Genomic DNA, 19,357 nt, shown 5'->3' with positions numbered 1-19,357 from the left:
CAAGCGGTCCTGGACTGTCCCTGAGGCGAACCGGTCTCGTTCTTCTTTATGCTGACCGTATCGCGCTCAACCCTTTCCCCACATTGCTCATCCCTTCGAACAACTGCCCCACTGGCCGCCTTCATCTTCGTATCGAGGTGGTCGGCCAATCTGAGTGCGAACTGCAACAGCGGCATCGTCGGGTTCGAGGCGCCACCTGTGGCAAAAATGCTGCTGCCCGCTATATAGAGGTTTTCACTGCCGAACACCTTGCAGTTGGCGTCGACCACGCCGAACTCGGGGGATGCCGCCATGCGTGTGGTGCCCATGTGATGGGCATGGGGCGACAGTTTCAGGGGCAACTCGGTGTCATAGACAAAATCGTTGAGCTTGACGAAGCCGAGCCCCGCCTGGGCGAACTGCTTGGCCAGTTCAGCGCCGATGCACTTGATGGTATGCCTGTCGGTGGCACTGAGTACCCAATTGACATTGACCTTGGCCACGCCCAGCTCATCTGTTTCGTCAAGCAGCGAAATGCGGCTTTGTGCATCCGGGAACTGTTCGATCATCGTGGTCATGACGCCATCGCCGGGGCAACTGAACTTGGCGACGAACTCGATCTTGCTGGCCAGCCCCATCTGACACGCCAGGGTTTCCAGAAAGTATTTGACCTCGGCCGTTCTGCCGTAGGTCTGCACATCGGAGAGCACCGTAGCGGAAACATTGCCCTTGCCGGCATGGTACTCAGCGACGAATGCATCAGTGGTGTAATACTGGCGCGGCTCGGTGCCCAAGCCATCTTTGAGTATGAAGGTACCCAAGTCGATGTTCAGGTGTTCCATCAGGCAACGCCCGGTCAGGCCCTCCTTTTTCACCACGCCAGCACCCACCAGCGAAGCGCTGTTGAGCAATTGCCTGGCATTCTCGATCGCCCCCATCGCCAGGACGAACTGATTGGCCGCGACACGCTCGCGATGCTGGTCGTAATCGGACACCACCGCTGCCTTCAATTGCCCTGAAGCCTGATCGAATTCGAGGTCGACACAGTTGCAGTTGATGAACACCTCCAGCCCGGGCGTCTCGTTGAGCGCCGATGCGTACTTTTGCGCGAACCGTGTTGGCGGGCTCAGCAGAAAACAGTCAGCATCGAATTCGCCACCGTTCAAGCCGGTGTTCACGGTTTTAAAGCCAGCCCCGTGCGGCAGGTCAACGATCGCCATGGCCGCCGGCAGGTAGCGCTCGATCTGCGCATAGTCGATCGGCCAGCCTGGCAGGCCGACAGGCGGCGCTACGGCAAAATCGGACGAAGTGAAGGGGCGGCAACGGCCTGCCCAATGATTGGAGGTGCCGCCCAGGTAACGCAGGCGCGTCTGTTCGGCATACAGCTCAAGGCCGGTCGAGGTGCACGCGTAGAGTTCCTGCGAGCGCGGCTCATACTCACGCCCTCCCCCTCGAGCAGCACCACGCTCCACCCCGCCTGCGCCATCTGCAGGGCCAGGGTGATGCCGGCCGGGCCGGCACCGATGATGCACACGTCGTAGGCTTCGCGCAGGGTTTTCTCAGCCTCGAAGTCCTTGATCATGCTCGACCGTCCTTGAAGTATTCCGAAGGCAAGACCCAGCCGTTAATCACAACGAACCCGCCCTTTTCCGCCGGTTTGCGCCCAGCGCCAGGGACGATACCGAAAACAGCTACGCCGACACCCAGCAACACGCCATTGCGAAGAAAGCCGCGGCGACCCGATTGCCGATCAAGAAACTGTAGCTTCCCCATGATCACAAGACCTATGCCGTTGATTTTATCTAGCCCGGTATCGTTATGTGCAGCCTGCCGGGAAGGCTTCAGAGCCAGTCGAACAAACGCGTGATCAGGAAGCCACACAATGCGCCGACCGCAATCATCGGTAGCACCACAAGTTCACGCTTCATACTCCAGATATTCAGCTTGGAATTGACATAGACGATCAGTGCCAGCGTCGGGAAGGTATGCAGAGCGGCCCCCCATATGGCGTATTTCACTCCGCCAATGGCCAGCAACAACGGTATCAGTGCCCACAAAGAGACGAGCCGGATGATGTTGTCCATCGCCTGGTACTTGGTATGGCCCAAAGCGATCCACAACTGATGTGCCAAGGTATAGCGCAAGGTGAAGAACGACAGCGACAGGATGGCCAGCATCGGGCCTGCGTCGGCATAGCGCTCATCGTACATCCAGCCGATCAGCAGCGGGCTGGCAGTCAGGAAACCGCCACACAGGAACAGCATGACCAGATCGACCAGCAGCCTGAAGTGGAAGTAGAGTTTTTTCAGGCGCGCCTGGTCACCGGCCCTGGCCGCTTCGCTGAAGGCTGGAAGCGCCACTGACCCGACCAGTTTGAGCAAGCCGGTCTGGATCGACCCGAGAATCAGCACGGCAATGGAATACACCCCAAGCTGCGCCACCGTCATCGTGCCGCCGAACCAGATGCGGTCGCCATACATGGCCAATACCCCGACCATCGAAGACAGCAGTATCCAGCGCCCGAACACGATCAGTTCGGTGAGCGCTGCACGGTCCCATTGCAGGCGGTTGTGCGGGCCATGCAAGGCGAAATGGCCCAGTAACGTGCCAACCAGCGCCGAGGCCAGGCCGGCGACCACCAAAGACCAGATGGACCGGGTGAAATAGCCGATCACCAGCATCGTGACCAGCCCGACGACCTGCGATGCGAGCTCTATCAGCACCACGCGCTTTTGCTGGAAGGCGCGTACCGCGACGTCTATCTTGGTGGACTGGAAACCCCAGATGATCGCTGAAATGCCGGTCACCGCCAGCACCAGCGGCAGCTCTGGCGCTGCATAAGTGGAATGCGCCGGCCACAGATCGGCCAGTTGCGCCCACCAGGCGCCGAGGGCCAGCAGCAGCGTCAGCGCGAACAGCACAAAGCCGCGCACGATCTGCACCGTCCAGGCGGTGTTGAGGAACAATGGGTCGTCGCCGCGGTGGCTCTGGATGATGTTCTGCCGCAGGCCGACATCGGACAGCAGGTGCAGCAGCACAGAAACGGTGGTGGCAATGACCATCACCCCAAACATTTCCGGCAGCAGTATCCGCGCCATGATCAGGTTGCCGCCCAAGCGCAGCACCTGCGAGGCCACCAGCGAGACCAGGTTCCATGCGCCTGCGCCCATGGCACGCTTGCGCAGACTGGCAGGTGCTTGCACATCAATCGACGGCATGACTTGAATCTCTGACTGAATGGCTAGAAGTCACTATAGTTTCAATTAGCCATGATGCTAGTGCCCATCCACCCGGGGACAGGTGACCTCTCCCATGCCCGAACATTTACGTGCGCTGATCGTCATTTTGTTCCTGGCTTGCGTGGTGTTCTTTCTCGCACGCAGCCCGGCAAAGGACCTGATTGCCGAGAGCGATTTCAAGCGCCGCCGCAACCTGTGGTTCGCGTTGACACTGGTGGCCTTTTTTGCGCACAGCTACTGGATCTACACCGCCGTTGCCGCCGTCATGCTGCTCACGGCCAGGCGCCGCGAGCGCAACCCCATGGCGCTGTTCTTCCTGTTGCTGTTCGTCATACCGCCCGCGTCGAAAGAGGTGCCCGGCTTTGGCGTGGTCAACTACCTGATCGAGCTGAACCATCAGCGCATCCTGACCCTGTGCGTGCTGCTCCCCGCCGCACTGGTGCTGAGCAAGCAGAGCGATACGCTGCGTTTCGGCCGCCTGTGGGCCGACAAGCTGCTGGCCGCCAGCCTGTTGCTGATGGGGCTGCTGTACCTGCGCGAGACCACGATTACCGATACCCTGCGCCAGGCGGTGTACTTGTATGTCGACGTGTTCTTGCCCTACTACGTCGCCAGCCGCGGGTTGAGGGAGCTGAGCGACTTCAAGGACGCGATGCTGGCCTTCGTCATTGCCGCTTTGGTCTTGTCGCTGCTGGCCGTCGCTGAGTACGCGCGCCACTGGCTGCTGTACAACGCGTTGCTCGACGCCCTGGGTGTGGAGTGGAGCATGAAAGGCTACCTGAGCCGGGGCGGTTCGTTGCGCGCCAGCGTCACCGCCGGCCAGGCCATTGCCCTGGGCTATGTGATCACAGTTGCGATTGGTCTGTTCCTGTTCGTGCAGGGCTTCGTGCGCAGCCAGCTGCAGCGCACCCTTGGGGCCTTGCTGCTGGCCGCCGGCCTGTTTGCGCCACTGTCACGGGGCCCCTGGGTGGGCGCGGTGGTGATGATTGTCGTGTTCATCGCCATGGGCAAGCGTGCAGTCACGCGCCTGTCCCTGCTCGCACTGGCAGGGGTGCTGAGCATTCCGCTGCTGACCATCGTGCCCGGCGGCGAAAAGATCCTCGACCTGCTGCCGTTCATCGGCAGCGTGGACAATGAGAACATAACCTACCGCGAGCGTCTGCTCGACAATTCGTGGATCGTCATTCAGCGCTACCCGTTGTTCGGATCGTTCGATTTCCGCAACACGCCGGAAATGCAATCGATGATCCAGGGCGAGGGCATCATCGACATCGTCAACACCTACATCGGCCTGGCGCTTAGGATCGGCCTGGTAGGGCTGGCGCTGTTCGTGGGGTTCTTCGCCTGCGTTCTGATGGGCATCAACAAGAGCATGCGTACCTTCCCCGACAAGAGTGACCCTTACCGCCAGCTCGGCAGGGTGCTGTTGGCGACCTTGCTGGGCATCCTGGTGACCATTTTCACGGTAAGCAGCATCACGGTAATCCCGGTGGTGTACTGGTCGATTGCCGGGCTCGGCATCGCCTACATCCAGATGGTCCGCAGGCACGCTTTCGCCGATGCCGAACACCCTGCCAACGCCAGCCTGCAACCGAGGTAGTTCAATGACCGACACTTCATTCTGCCCCTTGACCCGGGCAACGGCACTGGTTGGCCTGCTGATGCTGCCGCTGGCCGGCATGGCCTCGGAGTGGGTCGTCAGCGTCGACGAACAGAACGGCCTGCCCAACCTGACGCGCGGAGGCGGCCCTGCCTTTGCCTCAAGCTTCGACTTCTGGGGTGAAGACTGGAGCTGGACGGGCTTCTACCCGACACTCAAGGTTCAGGGGCCTTACCGCTACACCTTGACGGGGCGAAACAAGGACCTTGATTTCGACCTGAAAGCCGATATCCAGAAGGACCAGGGGCAAACCCTGACCTGGCACTTCGACCTGCAGGCACAGAGCAAGCAGGCCGATGTGATGGGCGGCGGCATCGTCTGGCGCTTCGACCCGGCGCTGATCGCCGGGGAAATGGGCGACCCGGTGCTGTTGCCCGGCAACCGCGGCTGGGCCTGGGGCAAGAACAGCGGCGGGCCACGTGTGCAAATGCGCTTCGATCCCCCGTTGGCCAAGGTCTATTTCGAGCGGGGCGATACCAGCCAGGTGCGAACCTTCTTCTACACCGACCCGATTCTGCCTGGCCGCCAACAGATCAAGGCGGTGCTGACCGTTGCCGGGGATATTGCCATAGGGCCCACGCCCAGCGAACGCTTCGGCCTGGCCGACCCCACGCAATGGCCGGATGACCAGTTGGACTGGCGCACGTCACCTGTGGACCTGTCGTTCCTCAACGCGGGGGAAATACCAGCCGGCAAACGTGGTTTCGTCAAAGCATCCGGTGAACAACTGGTGTTTGCCGACAACACCCCGGCGCGCTTCTGGGGCACCAACCTGTCGGCTTATGCGCTGTTCAAAACGCCTGACGAGGAAATCAAGGCGCAGGCCAAGCGTCTATCGGCACTGGGCTTCAACCTGGTAAGGCTGCACCACCACGACTCCCCGTGGGTGAGCCCGAACATCTTCGGCGATCTCACCCAGCTCAAGAACACCGAGCAACTCGACGCCGAAGCGCTAAGGAAGATCGACTGGTGGATCAAATGCCTCAAGGACGAAGGCGTGTATGTCTGGCTCGACATGAACGTGTCACGCATCCTGACCGCCAACGACAACATTTACGCCTTCGATGAACTGCCCAAAGAGCAAGGGGTTGCCGCTGTAAAGGGCTATGCCTACGTCAACGTCACCATTGCCCAGGCCATGAAGCGCTTCGCTGAACGCTACATGACCCACGTCAACCGCTATACAGGGCTTGCCTACAAGGACGACCCGGCAATCGCGGCCATTTTGCTCACCAACGAAAACGACATCACCCAGCACTTTGGCAACGCGCTATTGCCGGACAAGGGTGTGCCCCGCCACAGCCGGCTATACATGGACGAAGCCAAGGCCTTCGCCGCCCGCCAGGACCTGCCGGCGGACAAGACCTGGCGTGCCTGGGAGCACGGCCCCTCCAAGCTGTTCCTCAACGACCTGGAGCACCGCGTTTTCGCTGACATGATCAAGGACCTGCGCAACATCGGGGTCAAGGTACCCATCTCCACCACCAGCACCTGGGGCGGCAACGGCTTGTCCTCGCTACCGTCGCTGACCACGGGTGACGTCATCGATGCCCACAGCTATGGCGGCATCGGGCAGCTGGAGAAGAACCCGTTGACCAGCGACGGCATGATCGACTGGCTCGGCGCCGCTCAAGTGGTGGGGCTGCCGATGACGGTCACCGAGTGGAACGCCGAACCCTTCCCGCTGCCTGACCGCCACTCATTGCCGCTGTACGTGGCAGCGACGGCCAGCCACCAGGGCTGGGACGCAATCATGCAATACGCTTACAGCCAGCAGGGCTTCTTCAGCCAGTGGCGCCGCGCAGACAACTGGAATGCCTACAACGACCCGGCGCTGATGGCCACCCTGCCTGCCGCCGCCCTGCTCTATCGCCGCGAGGACGTGCAGCTGGCAAAAACCCGTTACGTCTTCGCACCCACTCCAGACACCTTGTTCAACAGGCCGATCACACCCAATACCTCGGTGCTGCTGCGCACCGCCATGGAAAAGGGCCAACTGCAGATCGCCATGCCCCAGACAGCGCAATTGCCGTGGCTACAGGCCAGCGCCATCCCGGCCGATGCGCAGGTGCTGCGTGACCCAGACCACTCACTGCTCGATGCCAACGCCAGCGAGTCGGTCACCGATACCGGGCAACTGCGGCGCAACTGGCAACAGGGCGTCTACACCATTGACACGCCCTCGACCCAGGCCGCGACCGGCTGGCTGGGTGGCCAGGCAATGGACCTTGGCGACATCCAGCTGCAGCTGAAAACCGCGTATGCCAGCGTGGTGGTACAAAGCCTGGATACCAAGCCGCTCAACCAATCGCGCAGCCTGCTGATTTCACTGGGTACCCGTGCTGTGCCCCGCCCCGACGACATGACTCCGTTTCACGTCGAGCCGCTCGAAGGCACCCTGAGTGTCAAGGCGCCAGCAGGCTTGAAACTCTACGGCCGCACGGCCGATGGGCAGGAGCAGGTGCTGGCGTCGTCCTACCAAGAGGGGCGCTACATCATCCGTTTCGACGGGCGCAGCATGACCAACTGGCTTTTCTTGAAATAGGGCATATCGCCATCTAGAGTCAATTCAGACCTGTATTCCAGGCATTCGACGCTGCTTCTGTTCCAGGAGGATTGGATGAAGTACTTGGTTGTCGGGGGTTCAGGCTATATCGGCTCACACATGGTCAAGCACCTGTTGGCCGCAGGGCACGAAGTGGTGGTAGCGGATACCGTGGCCACCGGCCCTGATATCGAATGGGTCGAGCTGGATATCGCTGATGCGCTCGCGCTAGATGCGCTGTTCGACGACTGCCACTTCGACGCCGTTTTCCATTTTGCCTCGTTCATCCAGGTGGCAGAATCGGTCACCGACCCGTGCAAGTACTACCAGAACAACGTCGCCGCCACGCTGACCCTGCTCGATGCAATGGTGCGAGCCGGGATCAGGCACTTGGTCTTCTCCTCTACAGCAGCCGTTTACGGCGACCCACAGTACATCCCCATCGATGAGCAGCACCCCAAGGCGCCGATCAATCCCTACGGGCGCAGCAAGTGGATGGTGGAGCAGATCCTCCAGGACTTCGACCGTGCCTACGGATTGCGGTCGGTGTGCCTGCGTTACTTCAATGCCGCGGGCGCCGACCCGGAAGGTTCGCTGGGTGAATGCCACGAACCGGAAACCCACCTGATCCCGTTGATCCTGCAGGCGGCCTCTGGTCGGCGCGAGGCGATCACCGTGTTCGGCCATGATTACGACACACCCGACGGCAGCTGTATCCGTGATTATGTGCATGTGGCCGACCTGGCGTCGGCACACGCGCTGGCGGTGGACTACCTGTTGGCCGGCGGCGCAAGTACGGCGTTCAACCTGGGCAATGGCCTTGGGTTTTCGGTGCAGGAAGTGATTGATACCGCCCGGGTCGTGACCGGGCGGCAGATCAACGTGGTCGAGGCAACGCGCCGCGATGGCGACCCGGCCAGGCTGGTTGCCGATGCTGCCCGGGCCAGGGGGGTGCTGGGATGGCAGCCACGGTTCGATTCACTGGAGCAGATTGTGCGGCACGCCTGGGACTGGGAGCTTCAGTACCCCTGGCAATGACGTGAGCGCAATAGCAAGCAAGGAGCAAGCATGGCTAGCCAGCTCCTTGCATCAGCAATCAAAGGCTCAGTAGTAAGGCCGCGGTTGCTCATCCGCCTTGTTCAATACCGCCCCGATCAAATTCGCCGTCGCCAGATGATGCAGGCAGTCTTCGATATCCTTCTTGCTGTTCACCCCGTTGGCAACTACCAGCAGCACACAGTCGAACTTCGGCAAGACGGTCAATGCATCGTCGGAACTCAACAGCGGTGGCAGATCGAAAATGCAGATACGCGAGTCGTAGCGGTCGCGCAGGTCGCTGATCAGGCTGTTGACCTTGGGCGATGACAACATCTCGGTAGACATCGGTATCGGTTCACGCGTGGGCAGCACCACGAACCGCGGCAAGGTCGGGTTGACCAGTACCTCTTCCAGCCAGGCCTCGCCTTTGAGCAGCTCGTTCAGCGCTTTGTCCATGGGCAGGCCAAGGCTGCTGCCAACCCTTGGACGACGCAGGTCGAAGTCGACCAGCAGCGCGGTCTTGGTGGTGTGGTGGGCGATGCTCATGGCCAGGTTGACCGCCAGCACTGTCTTGCCCGCCTCGGGTGTCGGCGAGGTGATCGCCAAAGTCCGCCAGCCGTTTTCTTCCATGGCCTGCAGCACTTGCGTGCGCAGCAGGTCGATGGCCCCGCTCATGTTCGAGTTCTTGTTGTAGGAGACGATCCGGTTGCGTTCCAAATGCTCCGCACGCAGCGGCACCACCTTGGTCTGCACGTAATCGAATTGCCCCAAGGCTTCGGGCTGCTCCGACACAGGCGCCGCCTTTGGCGTTTCAGCGGGAGTGGGAGAAACCTGATGAATGTTCTTTCCGATAGCCGGCGTAATTCTGTCCATCGCTGCGCTTCCCTATTCAAACCGAGCCATAGCTTTAAACAGCAAGAGGTCCAGTGGCATGTAGAACACATGGACGACCACCATCAGCATAGCAACCAGCAACAACCCGCCGATGACCAGCAGCACCCGCCACTTGCGGCGCCTGGCCACATCGGCCTGCGTGGAAATGTACGGCACGGCCACCAGCACCCGCTTGCCCAGCACGCTTTCCAGCGCACCGACACCCCGTATACGCTGGTTCAGCATTTCCAGCAGCATCACCAGCGCGCCGCCCACTGCCGGCGCCAACACCAGGCCAAGGGCGACAATTTTCTTGCGGTTGGGCTTGACCGGTTTTTCCGGCATCAAGGGTGGCTCCAGCAACACGAAGCGCTCAGCCTTGTTTTCCTGCTCCAGACTTTCGGTGATCTTCGCGCCCATTTCCTTGTCGCGGATTTCTTCATACTTCTTGCGTGCGTTGTCATGGTCACGCATCAGTGTTACCAGGCCGCGCTCCACTTGCGGAGCTTCGAGGATATCGGCCTCATAGCCTTCCATTTTGGCCGTCAGCTGACGTTTCTGTTCAGCAAGCGATGCGATGCGCGACTGCGTAGCCGCCATTTTGGTACGTACCCTGGCCGCATCGAGGTTCATGGCCGCCGCAGCGGCGATGCCCTTCTCGCCCGAGGCCTTGAGCAAGTCGATCTTGCGCTTGACGGCCACCACATCGGGGTGCGCCGGGGTGTATTTGGTCAACAGCCGGGCATACTCGGCCTTGAGGCTGGCCAGGTCCTGTGGTTGGTCCGCCGAGGCAGGCCTGCCGCCAGCCGCCTGCGCGGGCACCCCCGCATTGGCGGCCGCCAGCTCCAGTTCGAGGTAACGCAGCTCTTCCTGGGCGGCCTTGTAGTCGCGATCGACCTCGCGGAACTCCAACTCCGAACGCGACAACATGCTCATGCGCAACTGCTGGTTCTCAGGCAAGGCATTGGCGTGCGCCTGCTTGAAATCCGCCAGCTTGTTCTCGAGCGCAGCCAGCTCGGCGCCCAGCTTGTTCGCCTCCTGGGTAAGGAATTCGGTGGTCTCGGTTGCGCGCTCGGTGCGCTGTTTCATGTTTTCGTTGAGAAACAGCGTCACCAGTTCGTCGGCCACTTCCTTGGCAACTTCAGCGCGCTTGTCCTCATAGGAAACCGTGAACGCGACCGTCGCCTCGCCACGCCCTTTGACGTAGGTACTGAGCGTGGCCACGACGATTGCACTGCGCATCTGCTCGATCTTGTCGGTCTCACTGAACCGCCTGCCCTTGTCGGCGAACAGGTTGTACTTGTCGATGATCTTCAGCAGGTTCTCGCGGGTCATGACGCGCTGACGAATGACCTCGATGCGCTCATCGGCAAAACTGTTGTTGTTGGCCGAGACCAGCTCTGGCGAAATCTGTTGCGACTCCACCAGGATGGTGCCGGTCGACTGATAAAGGGGCGGCACCGAGACGGCGACCCCGACGGTTGCCGCAATCACGACCACGATGCTCACCCCCAGCAACAAGGCGCGGTCCTTGATGATGGCGATGTAATCTTTAAGGGAAAGCTCGTAGTCCGTTTTCATGGTGGCCACCCGTGCGAGAGTCAGATGTCGGGATATCTGTACGTCAGCGTCAATCCGGCAATGGTCGCGTCAGCATCGGGCAAGCCGTCTTGCTGGCGCTGCTTGTACATCAACGAGAAACGCAGGTCCCAGGCCGGTGAAAATGCGCGGCTTGCCCAGATGCCATACGTTTGTAACGTGTTTGGCGAGACCCCTTTGCTGTCCTGCCAGGACGCATCGACGCCCACGCGGTCGACCTCGGTGACCAGGTAGCTCCAACTGCCGCGTACCATGTCGAGTTCGGCAAAGCCGCCCTCGGCGTTGGCAACGGTGCTGCGCTCGGCGCTGAAGGTGGCATCGGCACGATCGCCCCGGTAGAACAGCGACATGCCACCTTCACCGCGGCGCCCGCCGCCAGAACCCGTGGTCTTGTTCACGCCGATATGCATCTCGCCTTCAAACCGTTCGGAAAACCGGTGCCTGACACCGATATTCGGGCTGTAGCTGTTGGAGGACACCGCGGTGGTATCGTCCTGCGGTTCATAACGCCTGGCGTCAAAACCGGTGATGATGTCGGTGCGCTCGCTCCAGGCGTAGGTCCATGTCGATGTGTTGTACAGCTCGTCGTAACCGGTCAACGAACTGATGTCATAACGGGCATGTGAGTAGGTCAGGACGTTGGCCAGCGTGCTGCGCTCGGTCACCGCGCTGCTCCAGTTGGCCTCGAGCGTGGACATCTCCTGCGTGCCGTCGGTGGTGACCACGCCGGTGTCCTGCACAGCACCGGACAGCGTGGAACTCTCCTCGTAGCGCGCCAGCAAGCCAAAGCCACCGGTCTCGGTCTCGCGCTGCCACCCCAGGCTCACCTTGGGGTCTTCTCGGTCATCGACGATCGACCGGTCGGATGAGCGCAGCACGTTGACACCCAGGCCCAGACGCAACTGGTCGCGGTCGAACTGACCGATCAGGCTGTAGTCGGGCGCAATGATGGTACGCGTCACACCTTTCTCCTCGGACGTCAGGAGCAATGGGTTGCTGTCGTACTCGACAGACGTGGGCACCACGACTGAAGACTGCCAAATGGCGGCGTGAACCACCCCAGACAACGGCAACATCATGATTGCCGTCGCAATATTCGTTGGTCGGAAAATAGGCACTAGAGATTCTTATATATTGGTAGGGTCAAGGTACGACCAGCGTATCGCCAGCCTGAAGTTGGAAGTTGGTGGACATGTCGCGCCCGGAAACCAGATCCTTGTAGCGCACCGGCAATACCTTTTGTGAAGGGCCGCTGCCGCGGATGACCTTGATGGCACTTTCGTCGGCGAATTTGTCCATTCCACCCGACATGCTCAGCGCCTGAAGCACCGCCGTAGGGCCTGCCATGGGCACCGGGCCTGGCTTGATGACCTTGCCTTGCACATACACAAGGTTGCCCGCCGTACCCGTGACAACGACGCTTACATTAGGATCTGCCAGGTAGGGTTTGAGGCCGGCAGTGACCTTGTCGGCAACCGCTGTGACGTCCAGCCCGGCCACATCGATTCGACCTGCCAGCGGGAAGGTGATGCTGCCATCGGGTAGTACGACGGTTTCCTGGCGAAGGGTGTCCTCTTGCCAGACCGAAATCAGCACCCTGTCACCGGGGCTGAGCAGGTACGCCGGGTTGCCTTGATCGGCCACGCTGGTGCCGGACCAAGTCACGAATACGCAAAAGATGGAAATCAGCAAACGCGCCATGAGGGATCCCTCCGGCCTTGCGGCCCAGGTTCAAGAGCACTGAATGAGAACGACACTAAACCTCTCGCTCCACTTCGCAGCCGTTACAGCGCTGCGACGGCCTCAAGCATCCAGGAGGCCCTTTACCGCAATGCCGCTTCGCCTGCCACTGCCAATTTGCGTCTGGGGCGTCAGCTACTGGAATATAGCAACAGCTGTAAAATTGACAAGCGGCTAATCCCGTCTTCGACGCAAACATCCATTATTTAGCGTCAATTCACTGGCAGTACGGTTAAGTTGATCGTAATGGTAAAAACAGCGTCCTCAAATTTTCTTTCTGTTGGCAACTGCGACAAAGCCGATCACCGCAAACGCAAACACCCAGCCTGCCGTTGCCAAGGGAACAATATTTGCCTGGCTCATATAAGAATCAGCCGCCCGTGCCGCACCACTCAATAACACCAACAGAAAGATGGATTTGATGAACAGTGTTGAGCGCATGGTCCCCTCCTACGAAGAGGAAAATTTATTATGGGTTTTTGGCGGAGGAATGAATCGCTGTTGATTGGAGCTTATGGGCACGATGCCATTACGTCAACGTTCCGACACCATAATAAATCTCAATCGACTGCCCCTCGACTCGTCAAATTATCGACATGCAGAAGATGCAGGCACTTTTCACCCGCTCGTGCTTCTAGCAACTCATTGATATGCCATAAAAAATAAAATGTCATCAGCGCCCCACCCTGGCCAGCATGCGGGTAGTCGAACCGGGGCACGACTTGAACGATGTGTTTCATAGGCGAGAAACAGTGAGAATCATTGCGCTTAGCGTCACGCTTATGACGGAAAAAGATCGAGGGTACGTTCGACCTCATCAATATCGATCGTGAAGCCATCACCCTGCGGCGTGCCGACGACGAAGCCAAAATGCTGATGGTCACGGTCCGTCAGGTACTTGTAGTAGCTGACGAAGCGGTTAGGCGGCTGCAGCGCCAGCAGCGAGCCGCCTGAACGCAGCACATTGACGCCGTGAACCAGCTGGCTGCCTTCCACGCCAATCACCGTCCTGGCCCCCGCGCATGCCGCGACGATGGTCGGTACATCGCACCTGAGTGGGTCGATCACGCGAAAGCCACGGTACTTGCGCAAGTGTTCGGCGACCTCAAGTTCGTTGCGCATCAAGCGCAATTGGCCTTCACAGCCGCGCAGAATGAACACGCCAGGGTGCGTTACAGGGTCCACATGTGACAGCAACTTGTCGCCCATGGCACGGTAGCGCTGATGCCGGCTGCGGTTGTTGCTCACGTCGTCGAACAGCACCAGCTCCTTGAAAAATGCGCTGCGCAAGCGCAAGGGTTGCATGTCCAGCCACGCCTCATAGCCGGGGGCCTGGGTAAACAATGGAAACCTGGCCGATGGTGCCGTGGTAACAGGGATGCCCTCGTTGCAGGCCAGTGCGTAGGTCGGGCAATCTTCCATCAACCAGGTACCAAACCAAGTGTTGCCGTTTTGCGTGCAATACACAGCACCCCGCTCTATCTCGTAGTCCACCGTTACCCGCGGGAAAGTGCTGGGCTTCAACGACAGCCAATGGCTGGCGTCGTCTTTGTATAACGCCCCGTCAATCAGCCAGACATCCTTTAGCAGGTAGCCGCGCGTCGGGCCTTGCTGCGCACGGATACCGCCTTCCATGGTGAGCGCGGGGTGTACATGGGGAAAAAAACGCTTGGCCTCCCAACCGGTCACGCGTTCCAGCTGGTTGGGCAAGAAATACGCCGGTGGAGAGACGGTGGTTTCGCCGGGCGCGATGTCCCAGGTTTTAACCGCCCGACTTTTTATGTCGATATCGGCTTTACGGGCAAGCCGCTTTCTGGCCATGTGTTTGTAGGCGGCCAGTGTCCAGACAGTTTCGCTGGTAATTAGCGTTGAATTGAACTCAGAAATATTACTACCCATGGCAAGCCCCCTATGATAAGAACGCCAAAAAGCTCGCAAGCGACGTCCTTATCCAGGCCGGCCCTGACGCTAAGTTAGTTGGACAACACCCTTTCCATCGTGGGCGGTGATTTCAAGTTGGCATACCGTTCGCGCAAGTTCTCGAAAAACAACTCACCCGAACTTCTATTGCCATAGAGGTATATCTTGTGCAGGCCGCCAAACACCATTTCGTGGTAGCGGCTTGCAAGCGCTTCATCACTGGACCCTTCCGGTAAACCCAGGTGCAGCGTCAACTTGTTGCCCTCGACCGCAAACAGCGGCGTGTCCCAAAGAAACTGGGCCACTCCCGTCTTGGGTAGACGGATGAACATGTAGGCGTGGTTGCCCAGCGAGTCGATATCACCCCCGCGCCGCCGCTTCCACTTCAGTAACCCGTCATCCGGGCGCGCCAGACAAAGACCGATGTCGTAATAGTCGTAGCCATTGGCCAAGGCCCACTCCAACGCCAGGTAGGTGGTGATGGAGTTGACCTCACGCAGTTTCTTGGCATCGGAAAACACGGCTTCGCAGTAACCGAAACGCAAGGTGCTCCAGTAGCGCTTGCCAGCCCGGGTTATCTCACAACCCAGGTGACAGGCCACCACCTCGCCATCCAAGGTGATCAAGTCCAGGCGGCCTACCCCCTTGGCCAAACGAAACACCTCCTCGGTGGGAAACTGTGCCGCATGAATGCCTTGCCGTGCGCTGGCATAAGGCCGAAGCAGGTCACGGTCGGCCATGGCAATTTCGTCATCCGAGAGCGTTTGCCTCATCTGGTACAGCGGTCGGTTCTTGCGGATACTGCGGCGCAACTCACTGTCATAGCGCGCGGTGATATCGTCCAGCGAGCGCCCAAGCGGTACGACGGCACTCAGGTAGTGCGGTACGGACAGTGCCCCGAGGGTGGGTAACTCACTGACTACTACGCGGCTGGGCACGCTGCCCGCCGGGCCCTCGGGTGCTGGTGCCTGCTGTTGCGCTTTGCCGCCTATCAACAGCTTGGCCATTTCGCGCTGTTGCTTCCTGCCGATGTAGAGAATTTCGTAGAGGCTTTGCTGCTGCAGCCTGAACCGGGCGACCTCCCAATGCCAGAAGCACGCCCGCCCAAGCATGTCGCGTAACACGTTTGATACGGTTCTGATCTCGTAACGCAGCGAAGGTGAGATGAGTTTTCGAGCTATGGCCATCATGTGCGCTTTCATTTCTTCTTCGACGTCCTTTGAATTCAAACGGCCTTATCGGAAGAGAAGCGGGTTATTGCTCGAGACAATGACGTAAGCGACTGATAATCCGACAACATTGCCCCTTGCCGGCCTAACATTCAGTAACAATTTAAGATGCAAGCTCGCGTATTAGCAAGCGGCGTTTTGCAATCGCCTGCCTTCATTTCATGACGTCAATTTTCTTTCCTGTACGCGTTGGGTCATTGATTGTTGCAATGGGTAATTAACTACCTCACCGCTACGATGCAAACGGCGCCTGCTATCGGCTCTTTCTCTCATGCAGGTACCGACGATGACTGATTTCGCCCTTCAAAACCCTCATCAGCAACTGATCCAGGAACAGCTACCGGCCTGGACCAGAACTGTGCAACCTGAGCATTGGCGGCGCTTGCGCGAGAGCGTGCAGCCCGAGCAAGGCCTGGAGGGTCAAGCACCATGGTTCGCCAATGCTGCACCCGATCTGCGCGAAGCAGTGCTTGCCAGCCAGCGCCGCCTGGACGACTCGCAACACCAACTTGCGCGCGCCATGGCGGGGCTGCAGAACATTGCTGAATTCGCCGAAGCCTTGCTCGAGCAACGACTGAATGCCGAGCACCAACTGTCGGTGCCGCTGCGCAGTACCCAGTTCATCCATATTCAACACAGGTTCAGTTTCGGCACCTACGTCACCGGCCACAAAGCGACCAGCCTGCTCGAAGCCGCCCTGCACAACTTCGAAGAGCAGCCCACGTTCAGCCACGACAGCGCCCTGGTACTGGCCGGTGATGCGCAGTTCGAAGCCACCACGGTCGTCGGCCAGACCACGTTGGGCGACAGCGAAACGCTGGTCGATATCGACCTGCTATCCGAGTCATACCGTATCAACCCGCTGCCGCTTGCTCCCAGCGGCTTCGCCCGCAGTTGCCGGGACCTGGACATTGGGCAACGTTATCAGGAACACCTGCAGACGATCTTCGAAACGCCCTCACGCCCGGTACGCGCGGCCTTCATGACGACCCTGCGTGACCGCCTGCGCCTTGCCGCCGACATGGCCTTGCTGCGCCACACCATTACCGGCGCCGGCCGTGATGTCATTGACCAACTGCTGGCACAGGCCCCCGTACGCTGCTGGCAGCCATCGCTGTTCGGCATCGCACTGCACGAAGTGCTGATCATCGACGCCGGCACGGCGGGTTTGTTGATGTACCTGCCCGGTGATGAGCAGCGCCTGCTGCAGTTTCCCGGCCTTGCCGGCGTGCATGCACATCTCGCCACCCACTTGCTGCAAGCGGATTACCGACGGGGTTTCCAGCGATACGTCTCATCGTTGCAGTGCTATCGTTTCCTCGACCTGTTGCACCAGAACCTCGACGCCGCAGGTAACAGCCCCGCAGATCAACGGTGGTCGATGCGCGAGGGCGCCGACCTGCACCTGACCCTTGCCCCCATCGAGGCGCCACTGCTGGCTTTCCTCTATGGCGATCATGTGGCACGCCTGAAGGCCGAGGCCGCAGCCGTGGCAGTGCCTACCGCAGAGGTCGACAGGCAAGCGCACCAACGGCGCATCGCCCAGTGGCAAAGCATGGGGCTGGACGCACTGATGGTTGCAGGTTTCTTCATACCCGGGGTTGGCACCCTGTTGACAGGGGTCATCGCCTGCCAGTTGCTTGGGGAGGTGATCGACGGTTACCAGGCTTGGAGCATTGGCGACCGCCACCTGGCCTTGCAGCACATTGAGGCGGTAGGCCTGAACCTTGCTGCGATCGGCGGTTTGCATGCAGCAGGCAAGGTGCTGCCCAGGCTGTTCAACAGCGCGCTGATGGAGAGCCTTGAACCGGTGAAACTGCGGGACGGCAGCCGACGGCTCTGGCGTGCAGACCTGAAGGGCTATGCGAGCAACGTGCAGTTACCAGCAGAACTTGAAGCCAACCCGCAAGGGTTGCGAACCCACCAGGGCAGACAATTCATCCGCCTGGATGGCCAACACTATGAAATTGCCCTGGACGGCACCGACCAACGCTGGAGGATCGTCCACCCCAGTGACCACGAGGCCTACCGGCCGCTGCTGGAACACAACGGCGAAGGCGCCTGGCGCGCGGAACACGAGGCACCTCAGGACTGGGCCGACAGCCAGTGCGTGCGCCGCCTGGGCTTGCCTGTGGATGCACTGGACGATGCGCAACTGCAACAGGCCATGGTCATCAGTGGTGTGGACCGGGCACGTTTGCAGGCAGTACACCTGGCCGGTGAAGCCACCCCTGCACTGCTTGCCGATACGCTGGAGCGTTTTACGCTGGCGAAGCAAATGCCCGAGCTGGACGGCGCAGCACTGACGCGTATTTACGGCCGTACGACAAGCGCCGCCGAGCAGCGGATGTGCGATACCTACGCGCCATTGACCCCACCGCTTGCCAGGCGTCTGCTGGCTCGGCTCTCACCGGAGGCGTTGGCCAATTGGCAAGCGCAAGGAGCGTTACCGGCCTGGCTGCACCTGGAAGCCGAACAGATCACCCGGGATCTGCCATTGGTCCGTGCCCTGGAAGGCCTGTATCAGCCGCGCCTGGCCAACCGCGACAGCGAACGCTTGCTGCTCGCCTGCATGCAACGGTACTCCGGCTGGCCACAGCACTTGCGCGTTGAGATCCGCGAGGCCACGCCAGAGGGCACCGTGCTGGCGGCCATCGGCGACGAACAGGCCAGCGAGCGTTGCCTGTTGCTCAGGTCGGGTCAAGGCTACGAGGTCTTCAATGGCGAACGCCCGGTTGCCAGGCCAGTGCATGCCGATGCGTACCAGGCGCTGTACGCCGCAGCGCCACCAAACCTCAAGCGCGCGTGGGGCAGTGCTGGCGCGCTGGGCGAGCGCACGCAGCGCCTGGCCGCTGCCGAGCGGCGCAAGTGGCCGATGCGCCTCTGGGGGCCACAGGCCAAGCGCCCTACCCCGCGTCACAGGTTGCGCGGTGGCGCACCTGTCACTCCACTGGCACCCGCCTCGCCGTTCTTCAACCAAAGCGTGCCGGCGCGCTTGCGCAGGCTCTACCCCAGCATCACCCAAGAGCAGGCCGAGCGCTTACAGGTAGACTGGCGTAACACGATGCGCTCTGCAGAGACAGAATTGCGCATTCGTGAAGACACCTTGAGACAGTTGCGCACCGACCTCGATCGATGGGCAACGGCCGTTCCCCGCCGCCAGCCCGCCGTGCGCAGGATTCTCAACGCCTGGCAGCAAAATTCGATACGTGTGCTGTCCACCGGCCAACGCATTCACTCCCTGGACCTGAAAAACTTCGAACTGGAAAACAGCGACTTGGCTACCCTCACGCTGCCAGCAGGTTTTAACCACGTCGCGGACCTTGACCTCAGCGGTAACAGCGCACTGAGCGAGTTGCCCGCACAATGGCTGCAGTGCCTGCCCGAACTGCAGCGCCTGACCTTGAGCCGTTGTCGCTTCGCCGCGGTTCCAGAGGTTCGGGTACCTGGCAACCTGCAATGGCTTGACCTTGAACATAACCGCATAGCTGGGACGCACGCTCACAGGCAGCACTGGAACGACTGGACGGGTTGA

The 19,357-nt window shown here is 60.3% G+C and carries 12 protein-coding genes and 1 pseudogene; 4 read left to right on the top strand and 9 right to left on the bottom strand.

Translation table 11 applies throughout. The features are described 5' to 3' along the window. Positions 1 to 104 precede the first annotated feature (104 nt). Together ACMGGN_RS07840 and ACMGGN_RS07835 are read right to left on the bottom strand one after the other, a co-directional pair. Positions 105 to 1,561: pseudogene (locus ACMGGN_RS07840) on the bottom strand (GMC oxidoreductase); the annotation flags it as partial. Between the two features lie 259 nt (positions 1,562 to 1,820). Continuing rightward, positions 1,821 to 3,197 carry an oligosaccharide flippase family protein gene (locus ACMGGN_RS07835; RefSeq protein ID WP_115274618.1) on the bottom strand — a complete coding sequence of 459 codons (1,377 nt, stop codon included), beginning with the start codon at positions 3,195 to 3,197 and terminating at the stop codon, positions 1,821 to 1,823. Between the two features lie 94 nt (positions 3,198 to 3,291). Here ACMGGN_RS07835 and ACMGGN_RS07830 point away from each other — a divergent pair, with 94 nt between their 5' ends. The 3 genes from ACMGGN_RS07830 (at position 3,292) to galE (ending at position 8,461) form a co-directional block, all read left to right on the top strand. Beyond that, positions 3,292 to 4,818, top strand: a complete 1,527-nt coding sequence (locus ACMGGN_RS07830; RefSeq protein WP_115274617.1) for an O-antigen ligase family protein — start codon at positions 3,292 to 3,294, stop codon at positions 4,816 to 4,818. Positions 4,819 to 4,822: 4 nt separating this feature from the next. Continuing rightward, positions 4,823 to 7,423, top strand: coding sequence for a glycosyl hydrolase family 5 (locus ACMGGN_RS07825; protein ID WP_119687155.1), 2,601 nt, complete (start codon positions 4,823 to 4,825; stop codon positions 7,421 to 7,423). Positions 7,424 to 7,498: 75 nt separating this feature from the next. Further along, positions 7,499 to 8,461 carry a UDP-glucose 4-epimerase GalE gene (gene galE, locus ACMGGN_RS07820; protein ID WP_119687156.1) on the top strand — a complete coding sequence of 321 codons (963 nt, stop codon included), beginning with the start codon at positions 7,499 to 7,501 and terminating at the stop codon, positions 8,459 to 8,461. A gap of 66 nt (positions 8,462 to 8,527) precedes the next feature. Here the strand turns inward: galE and ACMGGN_RS07815 are convergent, their stop codons facing one another. The 7 genes from ACMGGN_RS07815 to ACMGGN_RS07785 form a co-directional block, all read right to left on the bottom strand. Beyond that, complete coding sequence (locus ACMGGN_RS07815) at positions 8,528 to 9,334, bottom strand: CpsD/CapB family tyrosine-protein kinase (protein ID WP_046785988.1); 807 nt, start codon at positions 9,332 to 9,334, stop codon at positions 8,528 to 8,530. Positions 9,335 to 9,346: 12 nt separating this feature from the next. Further along, the gene (locus tag ACMGGN_RS07810) at positions 9,347 to 10,915 is read right to left on the bottom strand and encodes a GumC family protein (RefSeq protein WP_115274614.1); all 1,569 of its coding nucleotides are present in this window, start codon (positions 10,913 to 10,915) and stop codon (positions 9,347 to 9,349) included. Positions 10,916 to 10,935: 20 nt separating this feature from the next. Further along, the gene (locus ACMGGN_RS07805; RefSeq protein ID WP_115274613.1) at positions 10,936 to 12,051 is read right to left on the bottom strand and encodes a hypothetical protein; all 1,116 of its coding nucleotides are present in this window, start codon (positions 12,049 to 12,051) and stop codon (positions 10,936 to 10,938) included. Between the two features lie 25 nt (positions 12,052 to 12,076). Further along, the gene (locus ACMGGN_RS07800; RefSeq protein ID WP_119687157.1) at positions 12,077 to 12,634 is read right to left on the bottom strand and encodes a polysaccharide biosynthesis/export family protein; all 558 of its coding nucleotides are present in this window, start codon (positions 12,632 to 12,634) and stop codon (positions 12,077 to 12,079) included. 303 nt (positions 12,635 to 12,937) lie between these two features. Beyond that, positions 12,938 to 13,114, bottom strand: a complete 177-nt coding sequence (gene eppA, locus ACMGGN_RS07795) for an EPS-associated small membrane protein EppA (protein WP_168216558.1) — start codon at positions 13,112 to 13,114, stop codon at positions 12,938 to 12,940. Positions 13,115 to 13,453: 339 nt separating this feature from the next. Next, on the bottom strand, positions 13,454 to 14,572 hold the full coding sequence (locus ACMGGN_RS07790; protein ID WP_115274612.1) for a glycosyltransferase family 61 protein: 1,119 nt from the start codon (positions 14,570 to 14,572) through the stop codon (positions 13,454 to 13,456). Between the two features lie 74 nt (positions 14,573 to 14,646). Then, positions 14,647 to 15,795: a GNAT family N-acetyltransferase gene (locus ACMGGN_RS07785; RefSeq protein WP_237858602.1), complete on the bottom strand. Its 1,149-nt coding sequence runs from the start codon at positions 15,793 to 15,795 to the stop codon at positions 14,647 to 14,649. 313 nt (positions 15,796 to 16,108) lie between these two features. Between ACMGGN_RS07785 and ACMGGN_RS07780 the strand changes: the two genes are divergently transcribed. Beyond that, entirely contained in the window at positions 16,109 to 19,357 is a 3,249-nt protein-coding gene (locus tag ACMGGN_RS07780; protein ID WP_414156642.1) for a dermonecrotic toxin domain-containing protein, read from the top strand.

The organism is Pseudomonas sp. BNK-30, from assembly GCF_047456185.1.
In the GTDB taxonomy this organism is placed as follows: domain Bacteria; phylum Pseudomonadota; class Gammaproteobacteria; order Pseudomonadales; family Pseudomonadaceae; genus Aquipseudomonas; species Aquipseudomonas putida_E.
This window is presented reverse-complemented; position numbering and strand designations above follow the sequence as displayed.